This is a genomic window from Streptomyces sp. NPDC007164 (assembly GCF_040634135.1).
Lineage (GTDB): Bacteria > Actinomycetota > Actinomycetes > Streptomycetales > Streptomycetaceae > Streptomyces > Streptomyces sanglieri.
This window is the reverse complement of the sequence record NZ_JBEYFB010000007.1, coordinates 32,520-57,681: the sequence shown is the minus strand read 5'-3', so window position 1 is coordinate 57,681 and position 25,162 is coordinate 32,520. Positions and strand designations below refer to the sequence as shown.

The window sequence follows — 25,162 nt, the reverse complement described above, 5'->3', positions numbered from 1 at the left end:
GCCCCGGGGGATCGATCGGTTTCCCAGGGTACGGGGCCCGAGGGCGGGTTTCCCCGGGCGGCCTTGCCTTGACGCGCTCCGGCCAAACGCGTCGTCCCGTGCCGCTGCCACTACGGCCGCTGAACCGTGGCCCCCGGCGCCGGGGACACCGCGGTCCGCGCGTTGCGGCAGGTGCCGGAGGTGAGCAGTGCCTCGGCGACCTTGTGGGCCGACTCCTCGTCCGCCGCCAGGAACGCGGTGGTCGGTCCGGAGCCCGAGACCAGGGCGGCCAGGGCACCGGCCGCGGTGCCCGCGGCGAGGGTGTCGGCGAGCGAGGGGCGCAGGGAGAGCGCGGCGGGCTGGAGGCCGTTGGAGAGCGCCTCGGCGAGCGCGGTGGCGTCGCCGGTGCGCAGGGCGTCGAGGAGCGCCGGGGAGGCTTCCGGTACGGGGACGTCGGTGCCCGCCGTCAGCCGGTCGAACTCGTCGTAGACGGCCGGGGTGGAGAGCCCGCCGTCGGCGACCGCGAAGACCCAGTGGAAGGCGCCGCCGACCTCGATCGGGGTGAGCCGCTCGCCGCGTCCGGTGCCGAGGGCGGCGCCGCCGACCAGGCTGAACGGGACGTCGCTGCCCAGCTCGGCGCAGATCGCGAGGAGCTCGTCCCGGGTGGCTCCGGTGGACCACAGGGCGTCGCAGGCCAGCAGCGCGGCCGCGCCATCGGCGCTGCCGCCCGCCATGCCTCCGGCGACGGGGATGTCCTTGGCGATGTGGATGTGCACATCGGGTGCGATGCCGTGCCGCTCGGCCAGCGCGATCGCGGCGCGGGCGGCGAGGTTGGTCGCGTCCAGCGGGACCTGGGCGGCGTCCGGGCCGGAGCAGGTGATGCGCAGCCCGTCGGCGGGGGTGACGGTGACCTCGTCGTACAGGCCGACGGCGAGGAAGACATTGGCCAGGTCGTGGAAACCGTCGGGGCGCGGGGCGCCGACCGCGAGCTGGACGTTGACCTTGGCGGGTACGCGGACGGTGATGCTCACTCGCCACTCCCGGCGGGCTCGTTCCCGGCGGCCCCGGAGGGCCGGTTCACGGCGGCCCCGGTGGTCTCCGTGGTCCCGGTGGGCTTGTTCTCGGCGATGGCGGCGAACTCCTCGACGGTCAGCGACTCGCCGCGGGCCTGCGGGGAGATCCCGGCCGCGACCAGGGCCGCCTCGGCGGCGGGTGCGGAGCCGGCCCAGCCGGCCAGGGCGGCCCGCAGGGTCTTGCGGCGCTGGGCGAAGGCCGCGTCGACGACCGCGAAGACCTCGGTCCGGCTCGCGCTCGTCGCGATCGGCTCGGTGCGCCGGACCAGGGAGACCAGGCCGGAGTCGACGTTCGGGGCGGGCCAGAAGACGTTGCGGCCGATGGAGCCGGCCCGCTTGACGTCCGCGTACCAGTTGGCCTTCACCGACGGCACGCCGTAGACCTTGTTGCCCGGCCGTGCGGCCAGCCGGTCGGCGACCTCGGCCTGGACCATGACGAGGGTGCGCTCGATGGACGGGAAGCGCTCCAGCATCGTCAGCAGGACCGGCACGGCGACGTTGTACGGAAGGTTCGCGACCAGCGCGGTCGGCGCCGGTCCGGGCAGCTCCCGGACCAGCATCGCGTCGGAGTGCACCAGGGCGAACCGGTCGGCCCGCCCCGGCATCCGGGCGGCGACGGTGGCCGGCAGCGCGCCCGCCAGCACGTCGTCGATCTCGACGGCGACGACCCGGTCCGCCGCCTCCAGCAGCGCCAGGGTCAGCGAGCCGAGCCCCGGGCCGACCTCGACGACGACGTCGTCCGGCCGGACCTCCGCCGTCCGTACGATCCGGCGGACCGTATTGGCGTCGATGACGAAGTTCTGGCCGCGCTGCTTGGTCGGGCGTACGCCCAGCTCGGCGGCCAGCTCGCGGATGTCTGCGGGGCCCAGGAGGGCGTCGGGCTCAGTGGTGCTCACCCGGTAAGCCTACGGCGGCGGCCGCCGCGGTCAGTAGTCGAAGGCCCTGGCGGTGTTGTCGAAGACGGCCGAGGCCAGGGTGTCCTCGTCCAGGCCCTTCACCGCCGCCATGGCCCGCAGGGTGACCGGGACGAGGTAGGGCGCGTTGGGCCGCCCCCGGTACGGGGCGGGGGTCAGGAACGGGGCGTCCGTCTCGACCAGCACCAGTTCCGTCGGGGCCACGGCCAGGGCGTCCCGCAGCGGCTGGGCGTTCTTGAAGGTGACGTTGCCCGCGAAGGACATGAAGTACCCGGCGTCCGCGCAGATCCGGGCCATGTCGGCGTCGCCGGAGTAGCAGTGGAACACGGTCCGTTCCGGGGCGCCCGCGTCGGCGAGGATCCGCAGCACGTCCGTGTGCGCCTCGCGGTCGTGGATGACCAGCGCCTTGCCGTGCCGTTTGGCGATCTCGATGTGGGCCCGGAAGGACTCCTCCTGGGCGGCCATGCCCTCGGGGCCGGTACGGAAGTGGTCCAGTCCGGTCTCGCCGACACCGCGTACGTGGTCGAGTGCGGCCAGCGCGTCGATCTCCGCGAGGGCCTCGTGCAGCGCCGCCTGCCCGCCGCCCTCCCGCGCGCCCTGGCGCGACCAGCCGTCGGGGTCGCCGTGCACGATGCGCGGCGCCTCGTTGGGGTGCAGGGCGACCGCCGCGTGCACGTTCGGGTGCGCGGCGGCCGTCTCGGCGGCCCACCGGGAACCGGCCACGTCGCATCCCACCTGGACCACGGTGGTCACATTGACCGCGGCGGCCCTGGCCAGGCCCTCCTCGACGGTCGCGTCCTGCATGTCCAGGTGGGTGTGCGAATCGGCGACCGGTACCCGGAGGGGTTCGGGCAGCGGCGGGGCTTCGGTACGGCTCATGACGACGATCGTACGAGGACCCACCGGGGTGCCCGGCCCGTGGGGAGCCGGGGTGCTACCTCCGGTGGAAGGGGTGCAGCAGGTCGGACAGGTGCCAGTGGTGTCCCGCCCCCGAGGCGGTCACCGCCTCGCCCTCCCGGGCGCCGTTCCCGTCGATCGCCGGCCGCGCGGACTTGGGGTTGTGGAGCAGCTGCTGGACGGTCGAGACCCGGCCGGCCCGCATGATCCGGACCACATGTCCGCCGCAGTTCGTGCAAGTGGGCCGGGAAAGGGGTGAGGGCACCCGCTCCCCGTCCGCCTTGTAGATGACGAATGCGTTGTTGGAGCCGTCGACGTGGTGCTCTATTTCGAAGGCCTGTTCCCAGCCGTGTCCACACCTCATGCAGGCGAATGCGTACGCCTCGTGCGCGGTGGTTTCTGCGATCTCGCTCATGCCCGCTCCTTTGTCCGCCGGACAGGCACTCCGGACAAACGTTCCGGAGAATGCGTCCCTGACCAGTGGACGCCCTTACCGGCAGGAGCGCATCGGACCCTGTCGACTGTTGGAGCGCTTTTGGCCATCTCGTGGCAGAAAAGCCCGGTGCGCGGCTCTCGCTTTGCTTTTCACGATGGTTCTTTGCCCTTCGCGGGGGCGGTCCGCTCCGCGTTCTTTGCCGCGACGACCGCGTCGAACACTTCGCGCTTGGGCAGCCCCGCGTCCGCGGCGACCGCGGCGATGGCCTCCTTGCGCCGCTCCCCCGCCTCCTCGCGCACCCGCACCCTGCGTACCAGCTCCTCCGCGTCCAGTTCCTCGGGTCCGGAGTCGGCCGCGCCCTCGACGACGACGGTGATCTCGCCGCGTACGCCCTCGGCCGCCCAGGCCGCCAGTTCGCCCAGCGGGCCGCGCTTCACTTCCTCGTACGTCTTGGTCAGCTCCCGGCACACGGCCGCCCGGCGGTCGGCGCCGAACGCCTCGGCCATCGCGGCGAGGGTGTCGTCGAGGCGGTGCGGGGCCTCGAAGAAGACCATGGTGCGACGCTCGTCGGCGACCTCGCGGAGCCGGCCGAGCCGTTCGCCCGCCTTGCGCGGCAGGAAGCCCTCGAAGCAGAAGCGGTCGACGGGCAGCGCGGACAGGGCGAGCGCGGTGAGCACGGCGGACGGGCCGGGCACCGCGGTGACCTTGATGCCCTTCTCCACGGCGGCGGCCACCAGCCGGTAGCCGGGGTCCGAGACGGACGGCATCCCGGCGTCCGTGACCAGCAGCACGCGGGCGCCGCCGGTCAGTGCCTCGACGAGTTCGGGCGTACGGGCCGACTCGTTGCCCTCGAAGTAGGAGACGACCCGCCCCGTGGTGTGGATGCCGAGCGCCTGGGTGAGGCGGCGCAGCCTGCGGGTGTCCTCGGCGGCGACGACGTCCGCCGTCTCCAGCTCGGCGGCGAGCCGCGGCGGGGCGTCCGCCACATCGCCGATGGGGGTTCCTGCGAGTACCAGCGTTCCAGTCGTTCCAGTCACAGGAGCCATCCTCCCAGCACGGGCGACAGCGCTCGCACAGATGCGTTCCCTACGATGGCGCGGTGACGAGTACTGCGCCCGAAGCCCGACAGGGCCAAGACGCCGGGGAACCGCACGGCGAAGATCCGGCCTCCTGGCAGCAGCGGCTGCGCCGCTTCGGCCATTCGCCCCGGCCCGGGATCGGGCTGCGCGAGCGGCTTGTCCCGCCGTACGCCAGGCCCGGTGTCCAGTTGTGGGCGGTGCTCGGGATCTCCCCGCCGATGGCCGAGCGCCTGGTGCGATGGTCGGCGTGGGGCGGCCCGCTGCTGGTGGCGCTGGTCGCGGGGGTGCTGCGGTTCTGGAATCTGGGCAGCCCGCACGCGCTGATATTCGACGAGACGTACTACGCCAAGGACTCCTGGGCCCTGATCAACCAGGGGTACGAGGGCGACTGGCCCAAGGACATCGACAAGCTGATCCTCGCGGACCCGTCGAAGGTGGACGTCCCGGTGGACCCGGGCTACGTGGTGCACCCGCCGGTCGGCAAATGGGTCATCGGGCTCGGTGAGCATCTCTTCGGGTTCACGCCGTTCGGCTGGCGGTTCATGGTGGCGGTGCTCGGCACGCTGTCGGTGCTGATGCTGTGCCGGATCGGCCGCCGGCTGTTCCGCTCGACGTTCCTGGGCTGTCTGGCGGGCACCCTGCTCGCGGTGGACGGTCTGCATTTCGTGATGAGCCGCACCGCGCTGCTCGACCTGGTACTGATGTTCTTTGTGCTGGCGGCGTTCGGTGCGCTGCTGATCGACCGTGACTGGGCCCGGCGCAGGCTCGCCGCGGCGCTGCCGGTCGACGAGGGAGGGGTGCTGCGCCCCGACGCGGGGGTCGCGGAGACTCTGCGGCTCGGCTGGCGGCCCTGGCGGATCACCGCGGGCCTGATGCTCGGGCTGGCCTTCGCCACGAAGTGGAACGGCCTGTACATCATGGTCGGCTTCGGCCTGATGACGGTGCTGTGGGACGTCGGCGCGCGCCGGACCGCGGGGGCGGTCCGCCCGTACCTGGCGGTGCTGAAGCGGGATCTGGTGCCGGCGTTCGTCTCGACGGTCCCGGTCGCGATCCTCACGTACCTCGCCTCCTGGACCGGCTGGATCGTCACCGGCAAGGGCTACTACCGGAACTGGGCGCAGACCGACGGCCGGGGCGGCGACTGGACCTGGCTGCCGGACTGGCTGCGCAGCCTGTGGCACTACGAGTACCAGGTCTACGAATTCCACGTGAACCTGACGTCCGGCCACACCTACCAGTCCAATCCGTGGAGCTGGATCGTGCTGGGCCGGCCGGTCTCGTACTTCTGGGAGGAGGAGGGCTGCGCGGCGTCGGCGACCGGCAAGTGCTCGCGCGAGGTGCTGGCCATCGGAACACCGCTGCTGTGGTGGGCGGCGTGCTTCGCCCTGGTGTACGTGCTGTGGCGGTGGTTCTTCCGGCGCGACTGGCGGGCGGGTGCGATCGTCTGCGGCGTGGCGGCGGGCTGGCTGCCCTGGTTCTTCTACCAGGAGCGGACGATCTTCCTCTTCTACGCGGTCGTGTTCGTGCCGTTCCTGTGTCTGGCGGTGACGATGATGATCGGCGCGATGCTGGGCCCGGCGGCCGGGACGGGAACCAGGCAGGAACTGGGCCTGAGTCCCGGCGATCCGACGGGCGAGCGGCGGCGGACACTGGGCGCGATCGGGGCGGGCGTCCTGGTCCTGCTGATCATCTGGAACTTCATCTACTTCTGGCCGATCTACACGGGCACGCCGATTCCGGACGGGTCGTGGCGCGAGCGGATGTGGCTGGACACCTGGATCTAGCCGGGCAGGAACGCCGAGGGGCCGCGGTCGACCGCGGCCCCTCGGCGGTTCACCGGACACCCGTCCTCGGGTACGACCGGCACGCCCGGACCGCACGTATCGCGTTCCGATAACAACCGTCCCCGCCTTCACCACCGTCCCGTAGGGTGCCGAGCAGCATCCCCTTGAACACGTTCAAGGGGGACTCCTGGGGAGGGGGACTGCAGCAATGCGCAGTGGAGCGAAGGTTGCGATAGTCGGCGGAGTGTTCGCGGTCGTGGTCGGCGGCGTCGGATACGGGGCGTACAACGTCCTGGACGGGCTGAACGGCGGGGGCGGCGGCGGTACGGACAGCAAGTCGGCGTCCGCCGAGGTGAAGACGGGCCCGGTCACCAAGGCGGAGATCGACGACGCGTCGAAGAAGTTCCTCGAGGCCTGGGCGGACGGCGACGCGGACACCGCGTCCCAGCTCACCAACAACGCGGCCGAGGCCGGACCGGCCCTCACCGGCTACCGCGAGACCGCCCATGTCAGCGAGGCGGTGATCACTCCGGGCCCGGCGGTCGGCGCGAAGGTGCCGTACACGGTGAAGGCGACCGTCTCCTTCGGGGGGAAGTCCAAGCCCTGGTCGTACTCCTCGGAGCTGACCGTGGTGCGCGGACTGACCACCGGCAGGCCGCTGGTGGACTGGGCCCCCGCCGTGATCCACCCGGACCTGACGGACGGCGCGTCGCTCCGGACGGGTGCGGCGTCCACCCCGTCGATCGACGCCGTCGACCACAACGGCAGGCCGCTCACCAAGGAGAAGTACCCCTCGCTGGGCACGATCCTGGACGCACTGCGCGCGAAGTACGGCGAGAAGGCCGGCGGCATCGCGGGCATCGAGACCGTGATCGAGAACGCGGACTCGAAGAGCCCCGACAAGACCTTGCTGACCCTCACCAAGGGCAGGCCGGGCAAGCTGCGGACCACCCTGGACGCCAACGCCCAGGCGGCGGCCGAGACGGCCGTCAAGAAGTTCAGCCAGGCCTCCGTCGTCGCGGTCCAGCCGTCCACGGGCGCGATCCGCGCGGTCGCCAACAACCCGGCCACCGGGTTCAACGCGGCGATGCAGGGCAAGCAGGCGCCCGGCTCGACGATGAAGATCGTGACCGCCGCGATGCTCATCGAGAAGGGCCTCGCCTCCGCCGACCAGAAGATCGAGTGCCCGCCGACCGCGACGTACTACGGCCGCACCTTCAAGAACCTGGACGACTTCTCGATCCCCAGCGGCACCCTGACGACCAGTTTCGCCCGGTCCTGCAACACGGCCTTCATCAAGCTGATCGACGACACGAAGGACGACGCGGCGCTGGCCAAGGAAGCCCGTGATGTCTTCGGGATCGGCCTGAACTGGCAGACCGGCGTCGTGTCCTACGACGGCAGCGTGCCCGAGGAGACCCAGGGCGAGGCGGCCGCCCAGTACATCGGCCAGGGCACGGTCCAGATGAACGCCCTCAACATGGCGTCCATCACCGCCACCGCGCGCACCGGCACCTTCCGCCAGCCGGTCGTCGTGGTCCGCGAACTGGACAACCGGCCGATCGCCACCGCCGCCCGCTCGCTGCCCCCGTACGTCTCCCAGCAGGTCACCAACATGATGCGCCAGACCGCGAGTTGGGGCACCGGCAAGGCCGCGATGGCCTCGGTCGGCGGCGACAAGGGCGCCAAGACGGGCTCGGCGGAGGTGGACGGCCAGGCCACCTCCAACAGCTGGTTCGCCGGCTTCAGCAACGACCTGGCCGCGGCCGCGGTCGTCCAGTCCGGCGGCCACGGCGGCGACGCGGCGGGCCCGGTGGTCGCGGCGGTGCTGCGCGCGGGATCCTGACGCGGACGGGCCGCCCCGCGGGCAGGCGGTCCTGACACGGACGGGCCGCCCCGCGGGCGGGATCCCGACGCGGGCGGGCGGTCCTGCCCTCGGGGGCGGGTCCGACGCGTGGAACACCGTCGTGTGCTCCGGCCCGACTTCGCTAGCGTGCGGGGCATGAGTACTTCCGATGCCACCGCCGCCGCCGAAGCCCATCCCCGATTCGCCGAGGCCCTGCGGGAGCTGGGGCTCGATGTCGAGGTCCGGCGGTTCCCCGAGGCCACCCGCACCGCCGCCGAGGCCGCCGCCGCGATCGGCTGCGAGCTCAGCGAGATCGTCAAGTCACTGATCTTCGAGGCCGACGGTGTCCCGGTGCTGGTCCTGATGGACGGTTCCTCGCGCGTCGACGTGGAGCGGGTGCGTGCGGAGCTGGACGCCGGGAAGGTCAAGCGGGCCGGGGCCGAACTGGTGCGGGAGACGACCGGTTACGCGATCGGCGGCGTGCCGCCCTTCGGGCACCGTACGAAGACCCGGGTGCTGGCCGACCGGGGGCTGCTGGACCACGACGTGGTGTGGGCGGCGGCGGGCACCCCGCACACCGTCTTCCCGCTCGACCCCAAGTCGTTGATCGGGCACGCCGGCGGAACCGTGGTGGATGTGCGCGAGCAGTCGAAGTGACACCGCTGGTCGCCCTCGCGGTCCTGATCGCGGCCGTCACGCACGCCAGTTGGAACGCGATCGCGCACGCGATCAGGGACCAGCTCGTCTCCTTCACCCTGATCTCCGGCGGCGGTCTGCTGATCGGCGCGGCGACCGCCTGCTTCGCCCCGCTCCCGGCCGCCGGGGCCTGGCCGTACCTTCTGGTCTCGGCGGGGCTCCATGTGGCGTACATGCTGCTGCTGATGCGTTCGTTCACTCTGGGCGACTTCGGGCAGATGTATCCGATCGCCCGGGGCACGGCGCCGCTGGTGGTGACGGTCCTCGCCGCGGTCTTCGTCGGCGAGCACCCGGACGGCTGGGCCACGGCCGGGGTCGCGGTGGCCTCGGCGGGGCTGGTCGGGCTCGCCCTCTGGGGCATCCGGGGCTCCGGCCGGCGCCCGGACCGGCCGGCGCTGCTGGCCGCCCTCGCGACCGGGCTGGCCATCGCCGGGTACACCACGGTGGACGGTGTCGGTGTGCGCGCCTCCGGCACCCCGCTCGGCTACATCGCCTGGCTGATGATCCTGGAGGGCCTGGCCATCCCGGCCTACGCGCTGTACCGGCGCCGCGCCGGACTCCTGCCCGCCCTGCGCCCGTTCGCCGTACGCGGACTGCTGGGCGCGGCCCTGTCGGTGACGGCGTACGGCCTCGTCCTGTGGGCCCAGACCCGGGCGGCGCTGGCCCCGATCGCGGCCCTGCGCGAGTCGTCCATCATCGTCGGCGCGGCCATCGGAACGGTCCTCTTCAAGGAACGCTTCGGTGCGCCGCGCATCGCGGCGGCGGGGCTGATGGTCGTCGGCATCGGGCTGATGCTGCACACGGGGTAGAGGAACGTGACACATCGCGGGTCGATCGTCACGTTTCAATCGGGGTGTACGGAGAGGACGTACGTGCAGTCGGTGTCGGGGACGACGACGAGCTGCGGGTTGCCGCTCCTGATGTGGGCCCGGGCCCCGCGCCGGCCCTGCCGGTCCTCGTAACGGGCACGGGGCTCGGCGGAGGCGGTCCGACCTGGACCGCCCCCGCACCGCCCCGCCGTGCCACGCCGTGCGACGCATGGCGGGGCGGGAGCTCAGCCCACCGGGACCGACGCCGGGCGGGCCGCCGGTTCCTCGGCGGCCGGAGCCGCCGGGGCCACCGGCCTGGCCGCCGGGCGCAGGAGCACGGCGCAGGCGACGGCGGCCAGCAGGGCGAGTGAGGCCGAGACGGTGAGGCACAGCCGCATGCCGTCGAGGAAGGAGTCGCCCAGGGCGGTCAGGGCCGGTCCGGTGGCGGCGTCCAGGTCGAGCCCGGCCACGGCGCCGAGTCCCTGCTCGCGGGCGGTGTCGAGGACGCGGGCACTCGCCTCGGCGGGCACCCCCGCGTCGGTGAGGCGGCCGGGCAGCGCGTCCAGGGCCCGGGTGGTCAGCAGGGCGCCGAGCACGGCGGGGCCGAGGGCACCACCGACCTGGCGGAAGGCGTTGTTCCCGGCGGCGGCCATCCCGGCCAGGTGGTGCGGGACGGAGGACACCGCGGAGGCGGTCATCGGGGTGAGTACGGCGCCCATGCCGACGCCCAGCAGGGCCAGCCGCCAGACGATCGAGCCGTAGGAGGTGTGGGCGTCGACGCCGGTCAGCGAGAGCATCGCGCCCGCCGCGAGGACCAGGCCCGTGGTGATCAGGACCCGGGCGGAGACCCGGTGCATCAGGCGTCCGATGGGCGCGCCGACGACAAGGGCCACCCCGGACACCATCACCATCCGCAGCGCCGCCTCGATCGTGGTCAGGTGCTGGACCATGCCGAAGTAGAGGCTCAGCACGAAGAAGAAGCCGATCAGCCCGAGGAAGCTGATCATGGCGACCAGGGCGGTGGCGGTGAAGGCCGGGCTGCGGAACAGCGCCAGGTCGAGCATCGGGCTCGCGCTGCGGCGCTCCACGACGACGAACGCCGCGGCGGCGACCGCGCCGAGCACCAGGGCCGTCACCACGGCGGGCTCGCCGAAGCCGTCCGCGCCGCCCTCGATGACGCCGTAGACGGCCGCGGTGACCGCGACGGCCGCGGTGATCTGTCCGGGCCAGTCGAGCCGGCGGCCGTGCGGGGCACGCGAGTCGGGCAGCAGGAACGCCGCGACGACCAGCACGATCAGGGAGACCGGCACGGGCAGGAGGAAGATCCAGCGCCACGCGACGTGCTCCAGCAGCACGCCCGCTATCAGCGGGCCCACCGCGAGCGAGGCCATCAGGGACATCGCCCACAGGCCGATGAACCTGCCGCGCTCCCGGTGGTCGGGGACCGCGTGGCTGATCAGGGCCAGCGTCGTCGGCAGCAGCGCCGCCGCCCCCAGCCCGGAGGCGGCCTGCCCGGCCCACAGGGCGTGCACCGAGTCCGAGAACAGCGAGATCGCCGCGCCCAGCGCGCAGAGGGCCATGCCCGCCTGGAAGACCCGCTTGCGGCCGTGGACGTCGCCCCACACCCCGGTGGTCAGGATCAGCGCGGCCATCGGCAGCACGAAGGCGTCCGAGACCCAGGACAGCTGGGACGTGGAGGCGCCCAGGGCCCGCTGGATGGCCGGCAGGCTCACCGACACGGTGGTCACGGGGAGGTAGGCGACGAAGACGCCCAGGCAGGCCATGACGAGCGTGACGCCCCGCCCTGATCTGTCCTGTGTCGTTGCGGAATTCACGAAGAGGTTTCCTTCTGCTGCGGGGTGGGTGCCACGTGGGCACCGGCTGCGATGTGAGCACCGCCGTCCGGCGGGCGCCCGCTCACGGGAGCACCGGCGTACCGCCGCGTTCCGCGCGGTCCGCCGATCAACCGCAGAGCCGCCGTCCAGCTTCGCCCCGACCGTCGAATAATCCCCAAGCGATCCCGGCGAACGTCACAGAACCTCCGATTACGGAGCTACTCATGTGACCATTCATCCATGCCTGACGACCTGGACCGCAAAATCATCCATGGACTGAACTGCTCGCCGCGGGTCTCCTTCCGCCGCCTCAGCCAGGTCGTCGGGGTGTCCGAGCAGACCGTGGCCCGCCGCTACGACGCCCTGCGCCGCAGCGGCGTGGTCCGCGTCGTCGGGCTGAGCAGCCCGGCCGCCCACGGCCGGTCCGAGTGGATCGCGCGGCTGCGCTGCCGCCCGGACGCCGTGGGGCCCCTCGCGGAATCCCTGGCCCGCAGGCCGGAGGTCGCGTACACCAGCATCGCGTCCGGCGGTTCGGAGATCATCTGCATCATCCGTTCGCCCGCCGGGACCGCCCGCGACGACGTGCTGCTGCGGCAGCTTCCCCGGGCCGCGTCGGTCCTGGACCTGAACGTCGACCTGCTCGTGCACGGCTTCGGCTCCCCGGACACGGCCGGCTGGACCGGGCGGGAGGGCTCGCTCACCGACGAGCAGGTGCGGATGCTGACCGCGGAGCTCCCCACCCCGGCCGGGCCCCCGCTCACCCCGACCGAGGAGGACCGCCCGCTCCTCGAAGCGCTGGCGGAGGACGGCCGCGCCTCCCACACCCGCCTCGCGGAAGCCACCGGCTGGTCCAAGCCGCGTGTGGCCCGCCGGCTGGAGGCCCTGGAGGGCAGCGGCTCGCTGGTCTTCGACATCGACGCCGTGCCCGAACGCCTCGGCTACGAGCTCAACGCCACCCTCTGGCTCCAGGTCGACCTGCCCCGGCTCCAGGAGATCGGCGAGGAGATCAGCAGGCACGACGAGTGCGCCTTCGCCGCGGCCATCAGCGGCAAGCACAACATCATGGCCGTGGTCATCTGCAAGGACACCCCGGACTTCTACCGCTACCTCAGCGGCCGCTTCGCCCGTACCGAAGGCATCAGGGGTTACGAGATCAGTGTGCGGGTGCGTCGCCTCAAGCAGGCCGCCTCCCTCATCCTCAACGGGCGGCTCATCCACCCCGCGCTAGCCTGACCCGGGCGCGGGGCGGGCCGTGTCCGCCTCGGTCAGGGCCCCGCGACCGTCTGCTTGAACCCGTAGTTGGTCGCCGTCAGCCCGCCGTCCACGCGCAGTGTCGTCCCCGTGATCCACGCCGCGTCGCGGGAGGCGAGGAAGGCGACGGCGGAGGCGATGTCCTCCGGCTCGCCGACCCTGCCGAGCGGGTAGAGGCCGCTCACCCGGGCCAGTTCGGCGTCGCGGCCCGCCCAGGCGGCGGTGCGGATCGTGCCGGGGGCGACCAGGTTGACGCGCACGCCGCGCGGTCCGGCGTGGCCCGCGAGGGTACGGGTCAGGCTTGCCAGGCCCGCCTTGGCCGCGCTGTAGCCGTGGTTGCCGAAGTCCTGCTCGCCGTTGACCGAGCCGATGTTGACGATCGCGCCCCGGCCGGAGGCCACCAGGTGCGGGAGGGCCGCCCGCGCGCAGCGGTAGGGGCCGGTGAGGGTGATGTCCAGGTCGCGCTGCCAGGCCTCGTCGGGCTCGTCCTCGAAGAGCGGGACGTCCCTGGTGCAGGAGTACGCGTTGTTGACCAGCACGTCCAGGGAGCCGAAGGCGGCGACCGCGTGGGCCACCGCCGCCTCGACGGCCGCCCGGTCGGCCACGTCGCAGGGCAGCGACTCGGCGGTGCCGCCCGTCTCGCGTATCGCGGCGGCGGTGCGTTCCGCGCGGTCGCCGTCCAGGTCGGTGACCAGGACCCGGGCGCCCTCCGAGGCCAGTCGGCGGGCCGTGGCCGCGCCGATTCCCTGGCCCGCTCCGGTGATGAGTACGCCGTGGCCGTCGAATCGCCGGCCGGTGGAGTGTGGAGTAGTCATGGCGCCGACCGTACTGCCCTGATCAGGGCCTGGGCACGGGGATCGGCGGTTACTCCCTTCTGCAGACCGTTCGTCACATATCCGAAGGCGATGCCGGATTCGGGGTCGGCGAACCCGAGGGAGCCGCCCCGGCCGGGGTGGCCGAACGAGCCGGGGGCGAGCAGCGGGGCCGCCGGGCCGTGGAGCATGTGGCCGAGGCCGAAGCGGGTGTTGACGACCAGGACCCGGTCGGGGCCCGCCGACTCCTCGGTGCGGGCCAGGGTGAGGGTGGCCGGGGCGAACAGGCGGTGGCCGTCGACCGGGCCGATCATCGCGGCGTAGCAGCGGGCCAGCGCGCGGGCGGTGGCGATGCCGTTGGAGGCGGGGAGTTCGGCCGCCCGGTAGCCGGGGTCGTTCTCGTCGGGGAGCGGGTCGATGGCGCCGAAGGCGCGGCGGGTGAGGGACTGCGGGTCGCGGTAGGCCTCGCTGACGGAGCGTTTGGGGCGCAGCCGCAGGACGCCGCCGTTGCCGCCGCCCGCGGCGGGCGGTTCGACCGGGCCGATCCGGCCCACCCGGTGCGCCTCGTCCGCCGGGAGGCCGAACCAGAAGTCCAGGCCGAGCGGGCGGGCGATCTCCTCGGCGATCCAGCGGCCGACGGTGCGGCCGGTGACCCGGCGCACCAGTTCGCCGATGAGCCAGCTGTAGGTCTGGGCGTGGTAGCCGTGGTCGGTGCCGGGTTCCCACTGGGGGCGCTGGGCGGCGACGGCCTGCGGGCCGGAGATCCCGTCGGCCGCCTCCGAGGGGGTCAGCGGGCAGTCGAGCGCGGGGATGCCGGCCCGGTGGGAGAGGAGGTGGCGGACGAGTACGCGTTCCTTGCCGGCCGCCTTGAACTCCGGCCAGTACGTGCCGACCGGGGCGTCCAGGTCGAGCTGGCCGCGCTGGTGCAGCAGCAGCGGTACGGCGGCGGCGATGCCCTTGCCCGCCGAGCGGACGATCTGCACGGTGTCCACGGCCCAGGGTTCGACGCCGTCGACGTCTCTCGTACCGGCCCAGAGGTCGACGACCTTGTGTCCGTCCCGGTAGACCGTGACGGCCGCGCCGCGTTCGCCGCGCTGCTCGAAGTTACGGATGAAAGCATCCCTGACCGGTTCGAATCCGGCCGCCACCGTGCCGCGTACGTCCACGTCTGCTGCTGCGCTCCCGCTCATCCCCCCATGGTGCATCCCGGCGCGGGCGGCAGGCGTGGCAGGTCACCTCATGTTCACAGTCACGGAACGCGGGTCGAAGCCGAAGGGCAGCTCCAGGCGGTGTTCCCGCATCAGCTTCTCGTCGCAGAGCAGGTCCTGGGTGCGGTCGTCGGCGGCGATGACGCCCTCGCTGAGGATCACCGCGCGGGGGCAGAGCTCCAGTGCGTACGGCAGGTCGTGCGTGACCATGAGCACGGTGACGTCCAGGGACCGCAGGATGTCGGCGAGTTCGCGCCGCGAGGCCGGGTCCAGGTTGGAGGAGGGCTCGTCCAGGACGAGGATCTCCGGCCGCATGGCCAGGACGGTGGCGACGGCGACGCGGCGGCGCTGGCCGAAGGAGAGGTGGTGCGGCGGGCGGTTCGCGTACTCCGCCATGCCGACCTGTTCCAGCGCCTCGGTGACGCGTGCCTCCAGCTCGGCGCCGCGCAGCCCGGAGGCCGCCGGGCCGAAGGCGACGTCCTCACGGACGGTGGGCATGAAGAGCTGGTCGTCGGGGTCCTGGAAGACGATGCCGACGCGGCGGCGGATCTCGGCGAGGTTGCGCTTGTCGACCGGGAGGCCGGCGACCCGGACGGTGCCCGCCCCGGCGTCGAGGATGCCGTTGAGGTGCAGGACGAGGGTGGTCTTGCCGGCGCCGTTGGGGCCGAGCAGGGCGACGCGTTCGCCCCGGGCGACCATGAGGTCCACCCCGAAGAGCGCCTGGTGGCCGTCGGGGTAGGCGTAGGCGAGGCCGCTGACTTCCAGGGACGGGGGCGAGGCGGGGGCGGTGGGCAGGCTCATAGGGTCCATCCCAGCAGACAGACGGCGAGGGCGAGGACGGGGAGTGCCGCAGCGTACGCCCACTGGGTCCGGGAGGCGGTCACCTCGTCGATGACCGGCATGGATCCGGCGTAGCCGCGGCTGACCATGGCGAGGTGGACGCGTTCGCCGCGCTCGTAGGACCGGATGAACAGGGCACCCGCCGATTTGGCCAGGACACCCCACTGCCGTACGCCGCGCGCCTCGAAGCCCCGGGAGCGGCGGGCGATCGACATCCGGCGCATCTCGTCGGTGATCACGTCGCCGTACCGGATCATGAAGGAGGCGATCTGGACGAGCAGCGGCGGCAGCTTGAGCCGCTGGAGGCCGAGCAGCAGCGAGCGCAGTTCGGTGGTGGAGGCCAGGAGCACGGACGCGGCGACGCCGAGGGTGCCCTTGGCGAGGACGTTCCAGGCGCCCCAGAGGCCGGGGACGCTGACGGAGAGGCCGAGTACGTGGGTCTGCTCGCCGGGCACCACGAACGGCATGAGCAGCGCGAACGCGACGAACGGCACCTCGATGAGCAGCCGCTTGAGCAGGAAGCCCGCCGGGACGCGGGCCAGCGCGGTGACCGCGCCGAGCAGCGCCGCGTACAGCGCGAACGCCCACATCGACTCGCGGGGCGTCGAGACGACGACCACGACGAAGCAGAAGGCGGCGGCGATCTTGCAGTGCGGCGGCAGGTCGTGGATCGGCGAGTGGCCGTGCCGGTAGAGCCTGTGCGCGTGCCCGGCGGCACCCGGGTACGGGGCCTGCCGGGGCCGGGGGCGTGGGTGGTTGCTGCGCGTGGTGGGTTTCCACGGGGTGCCGGCGCCCATGTCAGACGGATTCCGTGTCGCGCGCGGTGTCCGCGGGGGCGTCGGGCGTACGGCGGCGGCGGACCACGTAGAAGACTCCGCTGCCGACGACGACGGTGGCGGCGACGCCGATGACTCCGGCGAGGCCGCCGGAGATCCGGGCGTCGGACACGTCCTTGACGCCGTAGTCGGCGAGCGGGGAGTCCTTGGCCGCGTGTTCCTCGGTCTTCCTGTCGATGCCCTGGTCGGCGGCGACCTTCTCCAGGCCGTCGGGGTTGGAGGAGGCGTAGTACGAGACGAAGCCCGCCAGGACGAGGGCGGTGACCAGGCCGGCGGCCCAGATCCTGCGGTGCGAGCGGGCGGCGACGGGGGCGGCCGGGGCGGGGGCCGGGGCCGGGGCGTCGACCAGTTCGCCGTCGATCCGGAGCTTGAGCGAGGAGGTGAGTCCGCGGGCGCCGTGCACCAGGTCGGGGCGTACGGCGATGACGGCGCCGACGGTCAGCGCGGTGATCACGGCCTCACCGATACCGATCAGGACGTGGACCCCGGCCATCGCGGTGAAGACCTTGCCGATCGGGATGTCGGTGGTGCCGCCGATCCAGTAGATCAGTGTGAAGACGCAGGCCGCGGCCGGTACGGAGACCAGTGCGGCGACGAAGGACGCGGCCGTCACGGAGCGGCGGGTCTTCGGCAGCACGCCGAGCAGCCCGCGGAAGAGGGCGTACGCGACGACGGTGGTCGTGATGCCCATGTCGAGGACGTTCACGCCGAGCGCGGTGAGGCCGCCGTCGGCGAAGAGGATGCCCTGCATGAGCAGGACGACGGTTACGCAGAGCACGCCGGTGTACGGCCCGACCAGGATCGCGGCCAGCGCCCCGCCCAGCAGATGTCCGCTGGTGCCGGCCGCGACCGGGAAGTTCAGCATCTGCACGGCGAAGATGAACGCGGCGACGAGACCGGCGAGCGGGGCGGTGCGCTCGTCCAGTTCCCGCCGGGCGCCCCGCAGGCTGACGGCGACCGCACCCGCGGCGACGACTCCCGCGGCGGCGGAGACGGGCGCGTTGATGAATCCGTCGGGAACATGCATGGGGGCTCCGCTTCCTGCGGTCGGTCGCGCGTTGCTGCGGACATGTCGTGAACCGCTCAATGATAGGGCCTTGTTGCAAACTCTTCGCAAGAGCGGCTCCGTCACAACTGTTCCCCGCGCCCACCACCGGAAATATGCGACATTGGATTGCGAAGCAGTACACACAGGAGGAGTCGTTCCATGCCCCCCGTGATCCAGGAGCAGGCGGACGCCTGGCTCGTCAACGACACCCCCGACCTCCCGGCGGTACCGGTCGACCTGCTGTACGACGCCGACAAGGACCCGCGCACCGTCCACGTCGCCTTCCCCGGCGGCGCCGACTGGGCATTCGGCCGCGATCTGCTGGAGGGCGGACTGCGCGCCCCCACCGAGCGCGGCGGCATCCGCGTGTGGCCCTGCGGACGGACCCAGCTGGTCGTGGAGAATCACTCGGCCGACGGCGTCGAGGTGGTGCAGTTCGACAGCGCGCCGCTGATCCGCTTCCTGCACCGTACGCACACCGAGAGCGCCAAGCCGTCCACGCACGCGTAGGGCCTCTCGTCCGGACATGCCGGCCTGGCGCAAACGGCATGGGAGAAGCCCCCGTGCCGCTCGCACAGGGGCTTCTCCCATCGCCCCGGTCCCCCGTCCCCACAGGTAACCGGCGCTTCCGGGGCCGCGCTCCGCTCAGACGCGGCCCCGGAGACTCGTTGCTGCTCTCGCCTCGCGGCTCAGACCCGGGTCAGCTCGCGCTCGCCCCCGGTGTCACCGCCGGGCGTCTCGTCGAGCTGCTCGCGCAGCCCCTCGCCCTCCACGTCCACGTTCGGCAGGATCCGGTCCAGCCAGCGCGGCAGCGACCAGGCGCGGTGGCCGAGCAGGGCGAGGACCGCGGGCACGATCGCCATCCGGACCACGAACGCGTCGAAGAAGACGGCGATGGCGAGCGAGAAGCCGATCATCTTGACCATCTGCTCGCTGGAGCCGATGAAGCCGGCAAAGACGGCCATCATGATCACGGCCGCGGCCGTGACGACCCGGGCGCCGTGCCGGAAGCCGGTGACGATCGCCTGGCCGGGCTTCTCGCCGTGTACGTACGCCTCGCGCATCCGGGTCACGAGGAAGACCTCGTAGTCCATCGCGAGGCCGAAGACCACGCCCACCATGAAGATCGGCATCATCGACATGATCGGACCGGGCTGATCCACCCCGAAGAGCGAGCCGAGCCAGCCCCACTGGAAGACCGCGACGACCGCGCCCAGGGCCGCGACGACCGAGAGCAGGAAGCCGAGGGCCGCCTTCAGCGGCACCAGCACCGACCGGAAGACCACCATCAGGAGCAGGAAGGCCAGGCCGACGACGAGCGCCAGGTACGGCAGCAGCGCGTCGTTCATCTTCTGCGAGAAGTCGATGTTCATCGCGGTGGAGCCGGTGACCAGGACCTCGGCGCCGGTGCCGGACTTGATGTCCTTGCCCGCGTCCCGGATCGCGTGGACCACGTTCTCCGTGTCGACGGAGCTCGGCCGGTCCTTCGGGACCACGGTGATCATCGCGGTGTCGCCGGCCTTGTTGAACTGGGCCGGGGTGACGGCGACGACGCCCTTGATGCCGGAGATCTCGTCGGTGACCTGCTTGGCGGCGGTCTTGCCGTCCGAGCTGTCCGCGGTGTCGACGACGACCATCAGCGGCCCGTTGAAACCGGGGCCGAAGCCGTCGGAGAGCAGGTCGTAGGCGCGCCGCTGGGTGGTGCTGGTGGGCTGGGAGCCCTCGTCGGGCAGGCCCATCTCCAGGGAGGCGACCGGTACGGCCACCGTGCCGAGGCCGATGACGCCGACCAGCAGCACCCACACCGGCTTGCGCAGCACGAACCGCGCCCAGCGGGTGCCCATGTTCGGCTTGTCCTCGGTACCGGCCGGGGTCCCGGCGGCCTTGCGCGCCTTGCGTCCCAGGACCCGCTTTCCGGCGAAGCCCAGCAGGGCCGGGACCAGGGTGAGCGCGATGAGTACGGCGATGGCGACGGTGCCGGCCGCGGCGAAGCCCATCTTCGACAGCATCGGGATGTTCACGACGGCGAGGCCGACCAGTGCGATGACGACGGTGAGACCGGCGAAGACGACCGCGGAGCCCGCCGTGCCGACGGCCCGTCCGGCCGCCTCCTCGCGCTCCCGGCCCTCGGCCAGCTCGGCACGGTAGCGGGAGACGATGAAGAGCGCGTAGTCGATGCCGACCGCGAGGCCGATCATCATCGCGAGGGTGGAGGTGGTGGAGCCCAGGTCCAGCACGTTCGCCAGCGCGGTGATCGTCGAGACGCCGATGCCGACGCCGATCAGCGCGGTGAGCAGCGGCAGCCCGGCGGCGATCAGCGAGCCGAAGGTGATGACCAGCACGATCGCGGCGAGGGCGACACCGACGATCTCGGTGGCCCCGGTCTCCGGCATCACCATGAGCGCGTCACCGCCGATCTCCACGGTCATCCCGCTCTTCTGCGCCGCGTGGCCCGCGTCCTCCAGTGCCTCACGGGTCTCGTCGGTCAGCTCCATCGAGTTGACCTTGTAGGAGACCGAGACGTACGCCGTGGAACCGTTCTTGCTGACGGCACCGGCGGTGTACGGGTCTGAGACCGAGGCGATCTGGTCCGAGCCCGACTTCAGCTCGCCGATGACCTTGTTGACCTCGGCCTTGTTCGCCGGGTCGGACATCTTCTCGTTGTCGGGCGCCTTGAAGACGACCCGGGCGGTCGCGCCGTCGGCGCTGGCCCCCGGGAAGCGCTGTTCCAGCAGGTCGAAGGCGCGCTGCGCCTCCGTGCCCGGGATCGAGAAGGAGCTGGAGGTGGCGGTGGACGCGGAGGCCGCGCCGAATCCGGCGAGCGCCAGCAGTGCCACCCAGATCAGGGCGACATAGCGGCGGCGCCGGAAGGCGAGCCGTCCGAGCTTGTAGAGGAATGTGGCCACGGGGGCGTACTCCCGGTCAGGTCGTGTGAGTGGAAAAGGGCGTGAGGAACCAGCCCGACGACGAGAGCGGCGTGTCAGGTGGAGCTTGGGGAGGGACCGTACGAAGGGGACGTACGAAGGGGACGTACGAAGGGGACCGTACGAGGGGACCGGCCGCCCGGGGGCGGCCCGGGGACTCAGACTCCGAGCGCGGGGAGAACCACGGAGTCCACGTAGTCGATGAGGAACGCCTGGTCGACGGCGCGGTCCTCGACCAGCTGCCGAGCGGCGAAGGCGCCGATCAGCATGTGCGGTACATATTTCAGCGCCGGATTGTCCGGACGCACCTCGCCCCGGTCCACGGCTCGGCGCAGCAGTTGGTCGAGGCCGGTGATCTCCGGCTCGACGAGCAGTTCGCGCAGGGCCTCGTGCAGATCGGGATTCTCGTGGACGGCATGGCTCAGACCCCGCATCAGCGCGGAGTCCTTCTCCATCTGACAGTCGTCGGTGCGGCTCAGCACGGCGTGGAAGTCGCCGCGCAGCGACCCGGTGTCGATCTCGCCGAGGGACACCGGCTTGTTGTGTCGCAGAGCCTTGACGACCAGCTCCGGCTTGCTCCCCCACTGGCGGTAGAGGGTGGCCTTGCTGGAACGGGTGCGGGCGGCGACGGCGTCCATGGTCAGGGCGTCGTAACCGACCTCGCGGAGCAGGTCGAGCACGGCGGCGTACAGCTCGCCCTCACGCTCGGGCGTGAGCCGGGTGCGTGCCACGTGTCGACCTCCTGTTCGGGTGTTCGTGCCAATGATTCGCACATCAGTCAATCGAACGAAACTGTTTCGTACACATCGACGGTACCCCGCCCTCCCAGCGAAACGAGATCGTTTCGCTTGTGTTCCGCGCCACAATTGGTCCCGCACCACGAGTTGCCGGGGCTCTCCCGCGCGGAAAGCATTGGAGGGTGAGTGACGACGCCGCGTATCTCCGTTTCCCGCACCTCCACGACGATCTGCTCTGCTTCGCGGCCGAGGACGACCTCTGGGTCGCCCCCCTCGCGCCCGAGGGGCAGCCGCCCGGCCGCGCGTGGCGGCTGACCATCGACCGGACCAGGGTCAGCCACCCCCGCTTCTCCCCCGACGGGAGCCGCATCGCGTACACGACCTGGCGCACCCTCGATCCCGAGATCCATCTCGTCCCGGTGGACGGCGGCCCGGCCCGCCGGCTCACCTACTGGGGGTCGACGGACACCCGGGTCTGCGGCTGGACCCCCGATCCCGGGGACGCCGCCCAGATCCTCGCCGTGTCCTCGCACAACCAGCCGTTCTCGCACGTCTCCTGGGCCTACAGCGTCCCCACCGACGGCAGCCCCGGCGGCAAGCTGCCCTGGGGCCCGGTCTCCGGCATCGACGTCGCCGACATCGACGACGAGCGGCGCACCCTGCTGCTCACCGGCACCCCGCCGCACGAACCCGCCGCCTGGAAGCGGTACCGGGGCGGCGCGACCGGCCGGCTGTGGCTGCACGGCAAGCGGCTGCTCCCCGACATCGGCGGCCATCTCGACTCACCGATGTTCGTCGGCGGCCGGATCGCCTTCCTCTCCGACCACGAGGGCGTCGGCAATCTCTACTCCTGCCGCCCCGACGGCGGCGACCTGCGCCGCCACACGGACCACGACGCCTTCTACGCCCGGCACGCCTCCAGCGACGGGCACCGGGTCGTCTACCAGTGCGCGGGCGATCTGTGGCTGGTGGACGACCTGGTCTCACCGGACGCGGTGCCACGCAAACTGCCGGTCCGGCTCGGCGGGCCGCGCACCGGCCGGCGCGTCCACCAGGTCCCGGCCGCCAGCAACGTCGACTCGCTGTCCGTGGACGAGACGGGCCGGGCCAGCGCCGTCACCGTACGCGGCAGCCTGTACTGGCTCACCCACCGCGACGGCCCCGCCCGCACCATCGCCGACACCCCGGGCGTCCGGGTCCGGCTGCCCGAGATGCTCGGCAGCGGCGGCCAGGTCGCCTACGTCACCGACGCCGACGGCGAGGACGCCGTCGAGATCGCGTACCTGCCGCGCGCCAGCGGCGACCGCGAGCCGCGCCGGCTGGCCTCCGGGCAGCTCGGCAGGGTGCAGGAGCTGATCGCCGACCCGGACGGCGAACGCCTGGCCATCGCGACGAACGACGGGCGGCTGCTGCTCCTGGACACCGACGAGGAGACCTCCACCGGCGAACCCACCGAGCTGATCCGCTCCATCAACGGCCCGGTCCGCGACCTGGCGTTCTCCCCGGACGGCGCCTGGCTGACCTGGTCGCACCCCGGCATCGGCCGCTCGCTGCGCCAGATCAAGCTGGCCCGCATCCTGGGCACCGGGGCGCCCGTGATCGTCGATGTCACCAACGGCCGCTTCGAGGACGAGAACCCGGTCTTCACGGGCGACGGCCGCTATCTCGCCTTCCTCTCCTGGCGCGGCTTCGACCCGGTGTACGACGTCCACACCGGCGACCTCTCCTTCCCGCTGGGCTGCCGCCCGTACCTGGTACCGCTCTCCTCCGCCACCCCCTCCCCGTTCGCCCTCTCCCCCGAGGGCCGCCCGGCGGCGGGCGGTCTCGACCCGGCCGACGACACCCCGGACATCGGCACGGGCGAGGGGCCGTCCACGGTCACCGTCGAGTTCGAGGGCCTGGAGAACCGGGTGACGCCCTTCCCGGTCTCCGCGTCCAAGTACTCCGCCCTGCACCCGGTGAGCGGCGGCGGGCTGGTCTGGCTGCGCTGGCCGATCTCCGGCGCGCTCGGCGAGACCTTCGCCAACCCGTCGGACATGTCGGGCCGCCCCACCCTCGAACACTTCAACATCACCAGGGCCAGGAAGACCGAACTGGTCTCCCATCTCGACTGGTTCGCGGTCAGCGGCGACGCGACCCGGCTGGTCGTCATGGACGAGGGCGAACTGCGCGCCGTCCCCGCCACCGAGACCGGCGACAGCGACACCACCGTCTACCTGGACCTGCGCCGCATCCTGCACGAGGTCGACCCGGCGGCGGAGTGGCGGCAGGCGTACGAGGAGGGCGGCCGCATCATCCGCTCCTACTTCTGGGATCCGGACATGTGCGGCATCGACTGGACGGCGGTGCTCGACCAGTACCGCCCGCTGGTCGAACGGGTCGCCTCCCCCGACGAGTTCGCCGATCTGATGCGCGAGGTCCTGGGCGAACTGGGCACCTCGCACGCGTACGTGACCCCGGCCCGCCGCAACGAGGGCCCGCCGCACTACCAGCGGGCGATCGGCCTGCTCGGCGCGAACCTGGTGTGCCGGGACGGCGAGTGGATGATCCGGCGCATCCTGCCGGGCGACTCCTCCGACTCCAAGGCCCGTTCCCCGCTGGCCGGTACGGGCATCCGGGAGGGCGCGGTCCTCACCCATGTCGACGGCCGCCCGGTCGATCCGGTGGCCGGCCCGTACCCGCTCCTCACGGCGGCGGGCGGCACCACCGTCGAGCTGACCTTCCGCCCGGCCGGGAACGAGGGCCGCGCCCGCCGCGTCGCCGTCGTACCGCTGGTCGACGAACGGCCGCTGCGCTACCAGGACTGGGTGGCCAAACGCCGGGAAGTCGTACGGGAGTTGAGCGGCGGCAAGTGCGGCTATCTGCACATCCCCGACATGGGCGGCTCGGGCTGGGCGCAGTTCAACCGGGACCTGCGCATGGAGGTGTCCCGCCCGGCCCTGATCGTCGACGTGCGCGGCAACGCGGGCGGCCACATCAGCGAGCTGGTCGTCGAGAAGCTGACCCGCCGGATCCTCGGCTGGGACCTGACCCGCAACGCCCAGCCCGTCAGTTACGCCTCCAACGCCCCGCGCGGCCCCGTGGTCGCCCTGGCCGACGAGGCGACCTCCTCCGACGGCGACATGATCACCGCCGCGTTCCACCTGCTGAAGCTCGGCCCGGTGGTGGGCCAGCGGACCTGGGGCGGCGTGGTCGGCATGACCGGCCGGACCCGGCTGGGCGACGGCACGGTGATCACGGTGCCGATGAACGCGGCCTGGTTCGACACCTACGGCTGGTCGGTCGAGAACCACGGCGTCGAACCGGACCTGGAGGCGCTGCGCACCCCCCTCGACTGGGCGGAGGGCCGGTACGCGGTACTCGACGACGCGGTACGGGTCGCCCTGGACCTGCTGGCCGCCCAGCCGGCGGCGACCCCGCCGACGTACGACGACGTCCCGGACCGCAGGCGTCCGCCGTTGCCGCCGCGGTAGTCGCGGCCCCGGGTGGCACGACGCGATGTGCCGCACACGAACAAGACGCCCGCCGGCCAGAAGCGGGCCGGCGGGCGTCGGAGGTCAGCGATCAGCGATCGCTGATCAGTGGATGACGATGGAGAACCAGGCGTCAGAAACGTTGCCATTGGTGTCTGTGGCCCAGACCTTGGCCTGCCGCTTGGTCATGTCACAGCTGGTACCGGCAGACCCCCACGAATAGGCCACGACCTTGCCGCGACTGAGCGACGTGACGCTGGGAAGGACCTTGTTCGGGGCGAAGTCGGGGTCGCTGAACGTCACGCAGTATTCGCCGGCGCCCAGACGCTTGACGTCCGCGACCCCCTTGGCGAGCCTCACCGTGCCGTTGCCCTCGACCGTCGCGCCGGCCTGCGCGTACGGGGCCTTGACGTTGTCGGCCACGGCAACGGCCACCCCGGCGGTGACCGCCAGGACGGACACACCCACAGCACCGAGAACGAGAGAGCGGGCACTCCTGCTCTTGAACATGCAAGTTCTCCTTGAGGAAAGGTCCAAAGGCTCGTAGGCAAGCCTTCGCAACCTTCCGAAGTCAAACAGACACACACGGTGATTCACCGTGCGCGAAGGGGCACATCACCCGGACGCCTGACGCCGGTCAACCAGGCGTTACGGGGGCGGCCCAGGTGATCTGGCTCACGCCCTG

At 72.2% G+C, this 25,162-nt stretch carries 21 protein-coding genes; 7 read left to right on the top strand and 14 right to left on the bottom strand.

The features are described 5' to 3' along the window. Nucleotides 1-110 precede the first annotated feature (110 nt). From ABZ622_RS12865 to rsmI, 5 genes are all read right to left on the bottom strand, one after another. Complete coding sequence (locus ABZ622_RS12865; protein WP_360542370.1) at nt 111-1,010, bottom strand: 4-(cytidine 5'-diphospho)-2-C-methyl-D-erythritol kinase; 900 nt, start codon at nt 1,008-1,010, stop codon at nt 111-113. After that, nucleotides 1,007-1,948 (bottom strand): 16S rRNA (adenine(1518)-N(6)/adenine(1519)-N(6))-dimethyltransferase RsmA, encoded by a 942-nt coding sequence (gene rsmA / locus ABZ622_RS12860; protein WP_360542369.1) that lies wholly within the window; start codon nt 1,946-1,948, stop codon nt 1,007-1,009. The genes ABZ622_RS12865 and rsmA overlap by 4 nt, the downstream gene beginning before the upstream one ends. A 30-nt stretch (nt 1,949-1,978) precedes the next feature. After that, a complete protein-coding gene (locus ABZ622_RS12855; protein ID WP_360542368.1) occupies nt 1,979-2,845 on the bottom strand; it encodes a TatD family hydrolase in 867 nt (288 codons plus the stop codon). Between the two features lie 55 nt (nt 2,846-2,900). Beyond that, the gene (locus ABZ622_RS12850; RefSeq protein WP_360542367.1) at nt 2,901-3,278 is read right to left on the bottom strand and encodes a hypothetical protein; all 378 of its coding nucleotides are present in this window, start codon (nt 3,276-3,278) and stop codon (nt 2,901-2,903) included. A 170-nt stretch (nt 3,279-3,448) separates the two neighbouring features. After that, nucleotides 3,449-4,345 (bottom strand): 16S rRNA (cytidine(1402)-2'-O)-methyltransferase, encoded by an 897-nt coding sequence (rsmI, locus tag ABZ622_RS12845; protein WP_360542366.1) that lies wholly within the window; start codon nt 4,343-4,345, stop codon nt 3,449-3,451. A 53-nt stretch (nt 4,346-4,398) separates the two neighbouring features. Between rsmI and ABZ622_RS12840 the strand changes: the two genes are divergently transcribed. The 4 genes from ABZ622_RS12840 (at nt 4,399) to ABZ622_RS12825 (ending at nt 9,513) form a co-directional block, all read left to right on the top strand. Further along, nucleotides 4,399-6,162, top strand: a complete 1,764-nt coding sequence (locus tag ABZ622_RS12840) for a phospholipid carrier-dependent glycosyltransferase (RefSeq protein ID WP_360542365.1) — start codon at nt 4,399-4,401, stop codon at nt 6,160-6,162. 208 nt (nt 6,163-6,370) lie between these two features. Beyond that, on the top strand, nt 6,371-8,008 hold the full coding sequence (locus tag ABZ622_RS12835) for a penicillin-binding transpeptidase domain-containing protein (RefSeq protein ID WP_360542364.1): 1,638 nt from the start codon (nt 6,371-6,373) through the stop codon (nt 8,006-8,008). Nucleotides 8,009-8,164: 156 nt separating this feature from the next. Beyond that, on the top strand, nt 8,165-8,665 hold the full coding sequence (locus tag ABZ622_RS12830) for a YbaK/EbsC family protein (RefSeq protein ID WP_360542363.1): 501 nt from the start codon (nt 8,165-8,167) through the stop codon (nt 8,663-8,665). Next, nucleotides 8,662-9,513, top strand: a complete 852-nt coding sequence (locus ABZ622_RS12825; RefSeq protein WP_360542362.1) for a DMT family transporter — start codon at nt 8,662-8,664, stop codon at nt 9,511-9,513. The genes ABZ622_RS12830 and ABZ622_RS12825 overlap by 4 nt, the downstream gene beginning before the upstream one ends. Before the next feature lie 245 nt (nt 9,514-9,758). Here ABZ622_RS12825 and ABZ622_RS12820 read toward each other — a convergent pair whose 3' ends face one another. Beyond that, on the bottom strand, nt 9,759-11,297 hold the full coding sequence (locus ABZ622_RS12820) for a DHA2 family efflux MFS transporter permease subunit (RefSeq protein WP_360542622.1): 1,539 nt from the start codon (nt 11,295-11,297) through the stop codon (nt 9,759-9,761). A gap of 291 nt (nt 11,298-11,588) precedes the next feature. Here ABZ622_RS12820 and ABZ622_RS12815 point away from each other — a divergent pair, with 291 nt between their 5' ends. After that, nucleotides 11,589-12,581, top strand: a complete 993-nt coding sequence (locus ABZ622_RS12815) for an AsnC family transcriptional regulator (RefSeq protein ID WP_360542361.1) — start codon at nt 11,589-11,591, stop codon at nt 12,579-12,581. Nucleotides 12,582-12,613: 32 nt separating this feature from the next. On the opposite strand, the gene ABZ622_RS12810 is transcribed toward ABZ622_RS12815, so the two are convergent. From ABZ622_RS12810 to ABZ622_RS12790, 5 genes are all read right to left on the bottom strand, one after another. Next, entirely contained in the window at nt 12,614-13,414 is an 801-nt protein-coding gene (locus tag ABZ622_RS12810) for an SDR family NAD(P)-dependent oxidoreductase (RefSeq protein WP_360542360.1), read from the bottom strand. After that, nucleotides 13,411-14,577 carry a serine hydrolase domain-containing protein gene (locus tag ABZ622_RS12805; protein ID WP_360542620.1) on the bottom strand — a complete coding sequence of 389 codons (1,167 nt, stop codon included), beginning with the start codon at nt 14,575-14,577 and terminating at the stop codon, nt 13,411-13,413. Before ABZ622_RS12805 ends, ABZ622_RS12810 begins: the two co-directional genes overlap by 4 nt. 66 nt (nt 14,578-14,643) lie before the next feature. Next, a complete protein-coding gene (locus ABZ622_RS12800; protein ID WP_360542359.1) occupies nt 14,644-15,429 on the bottom strand; it encodes an ABC transporter ATP-binding protein in 786 nt (261 codons plus the stop codon). Next, entirely contained in the window at nt 15,417-16,256 is an 840-nt protein-coding gene (gene cbiQ / locus ABZ622_RS12795) for a cobalt ECF transporter T component CbiQ (protein WP_360542358.1), read from the bottom strand. Before cbiQ ends, ABZ622_RS12800 begins: the two co-directional genes overlap by 13 nt. A gap of 1 nt (nt 16,257) precedes the next feature. Beyond that, a complete protein-coding gene (locus ABZ622_RS12790) occupies nt 16,258-17,322 on the bottom strand; it encodes an energy-coupling factor ABC transporter permease (protein ID WP_360542357.1) in 1,065 nt (354 codons plus the stop codon). 180 nt (nt 17,323-17,502) lie between these two features. On the opposite strand from ABZ622_RS12790, the gene ABZ622_RS12785 reads away from it, so the two are divergent. Continuing rightward, nucleotides 17,503-17,853, top strand: a complete 351-nt coding sequence (locus tag ABZ622_RS12785; RefSeq protein WP_360542356.1) for an SsgA family sporulation/cell division regulator — start codon at nt 17,503-17,505, stop codon at nt 17,851-17,853. A gap of 179 nt (nt 17,854-18,032) precedes the next feature. On the opposite strand, the gene ABZ622_RS12780 is transcribed toward ABZ622_RS12785, so the two are convergent. Beyond that, nucleotides 18,033-20,249: an MMPL family transporter gene (locus ABZ622_RS12780; RefSeq protein ID WP_360542355.1), complete on the bottom strand. Its 2,217-nt coding sequence runs from the start codon at nt 20,247-20,249 to the stop codon at nt 18,033-18,035. 176 nt (nt 20,250-20,425) lie between these two features. Beyond that, a complete protein-coding gene (locus ABZ622_RS12775; RefSeq protein WP_360542354.1) occupies nt 20,426-20,998 on the bottom strand; it encodes a TetR/AcrR family transcriptional regulator in 573 nt (190 codons plus the stop codon). A 188-nt stretch (nt 20,999-21,186) separates the two neighbouring features. Between ABZ622_RS12775 and ABZ622_RS12770 the strand changes: the two genes are divergently transcribed. Then, complete coding sequence (locus ABZ622_RS12770; RefSeq protein WP_360542353.1) at nt 21,187-24,477, top strand: S41 family peptidase; 3,291 nt, start codon at nt 21,187-21,189, stop codon at nt 24,475-24,477. A 105-nt stretch (nt 24,478-24,582) separates the two neighbouring features. Here ABZ622_RS12770 and ABZ622_RS12765 read toward each other — a convergent pair whose 3' ends face one another. Further along, a complete protein-coding gene (locus ABZ622_RS12765; protein WP_360542352.1) occupies nt 24,583-24,987 on the bottom strand; it encodes a hypothetical protein in 405 nt (134 codons plus the stop codon). Nucleotides 24,988-25,162: the final 175 nt, after the last annotated feature.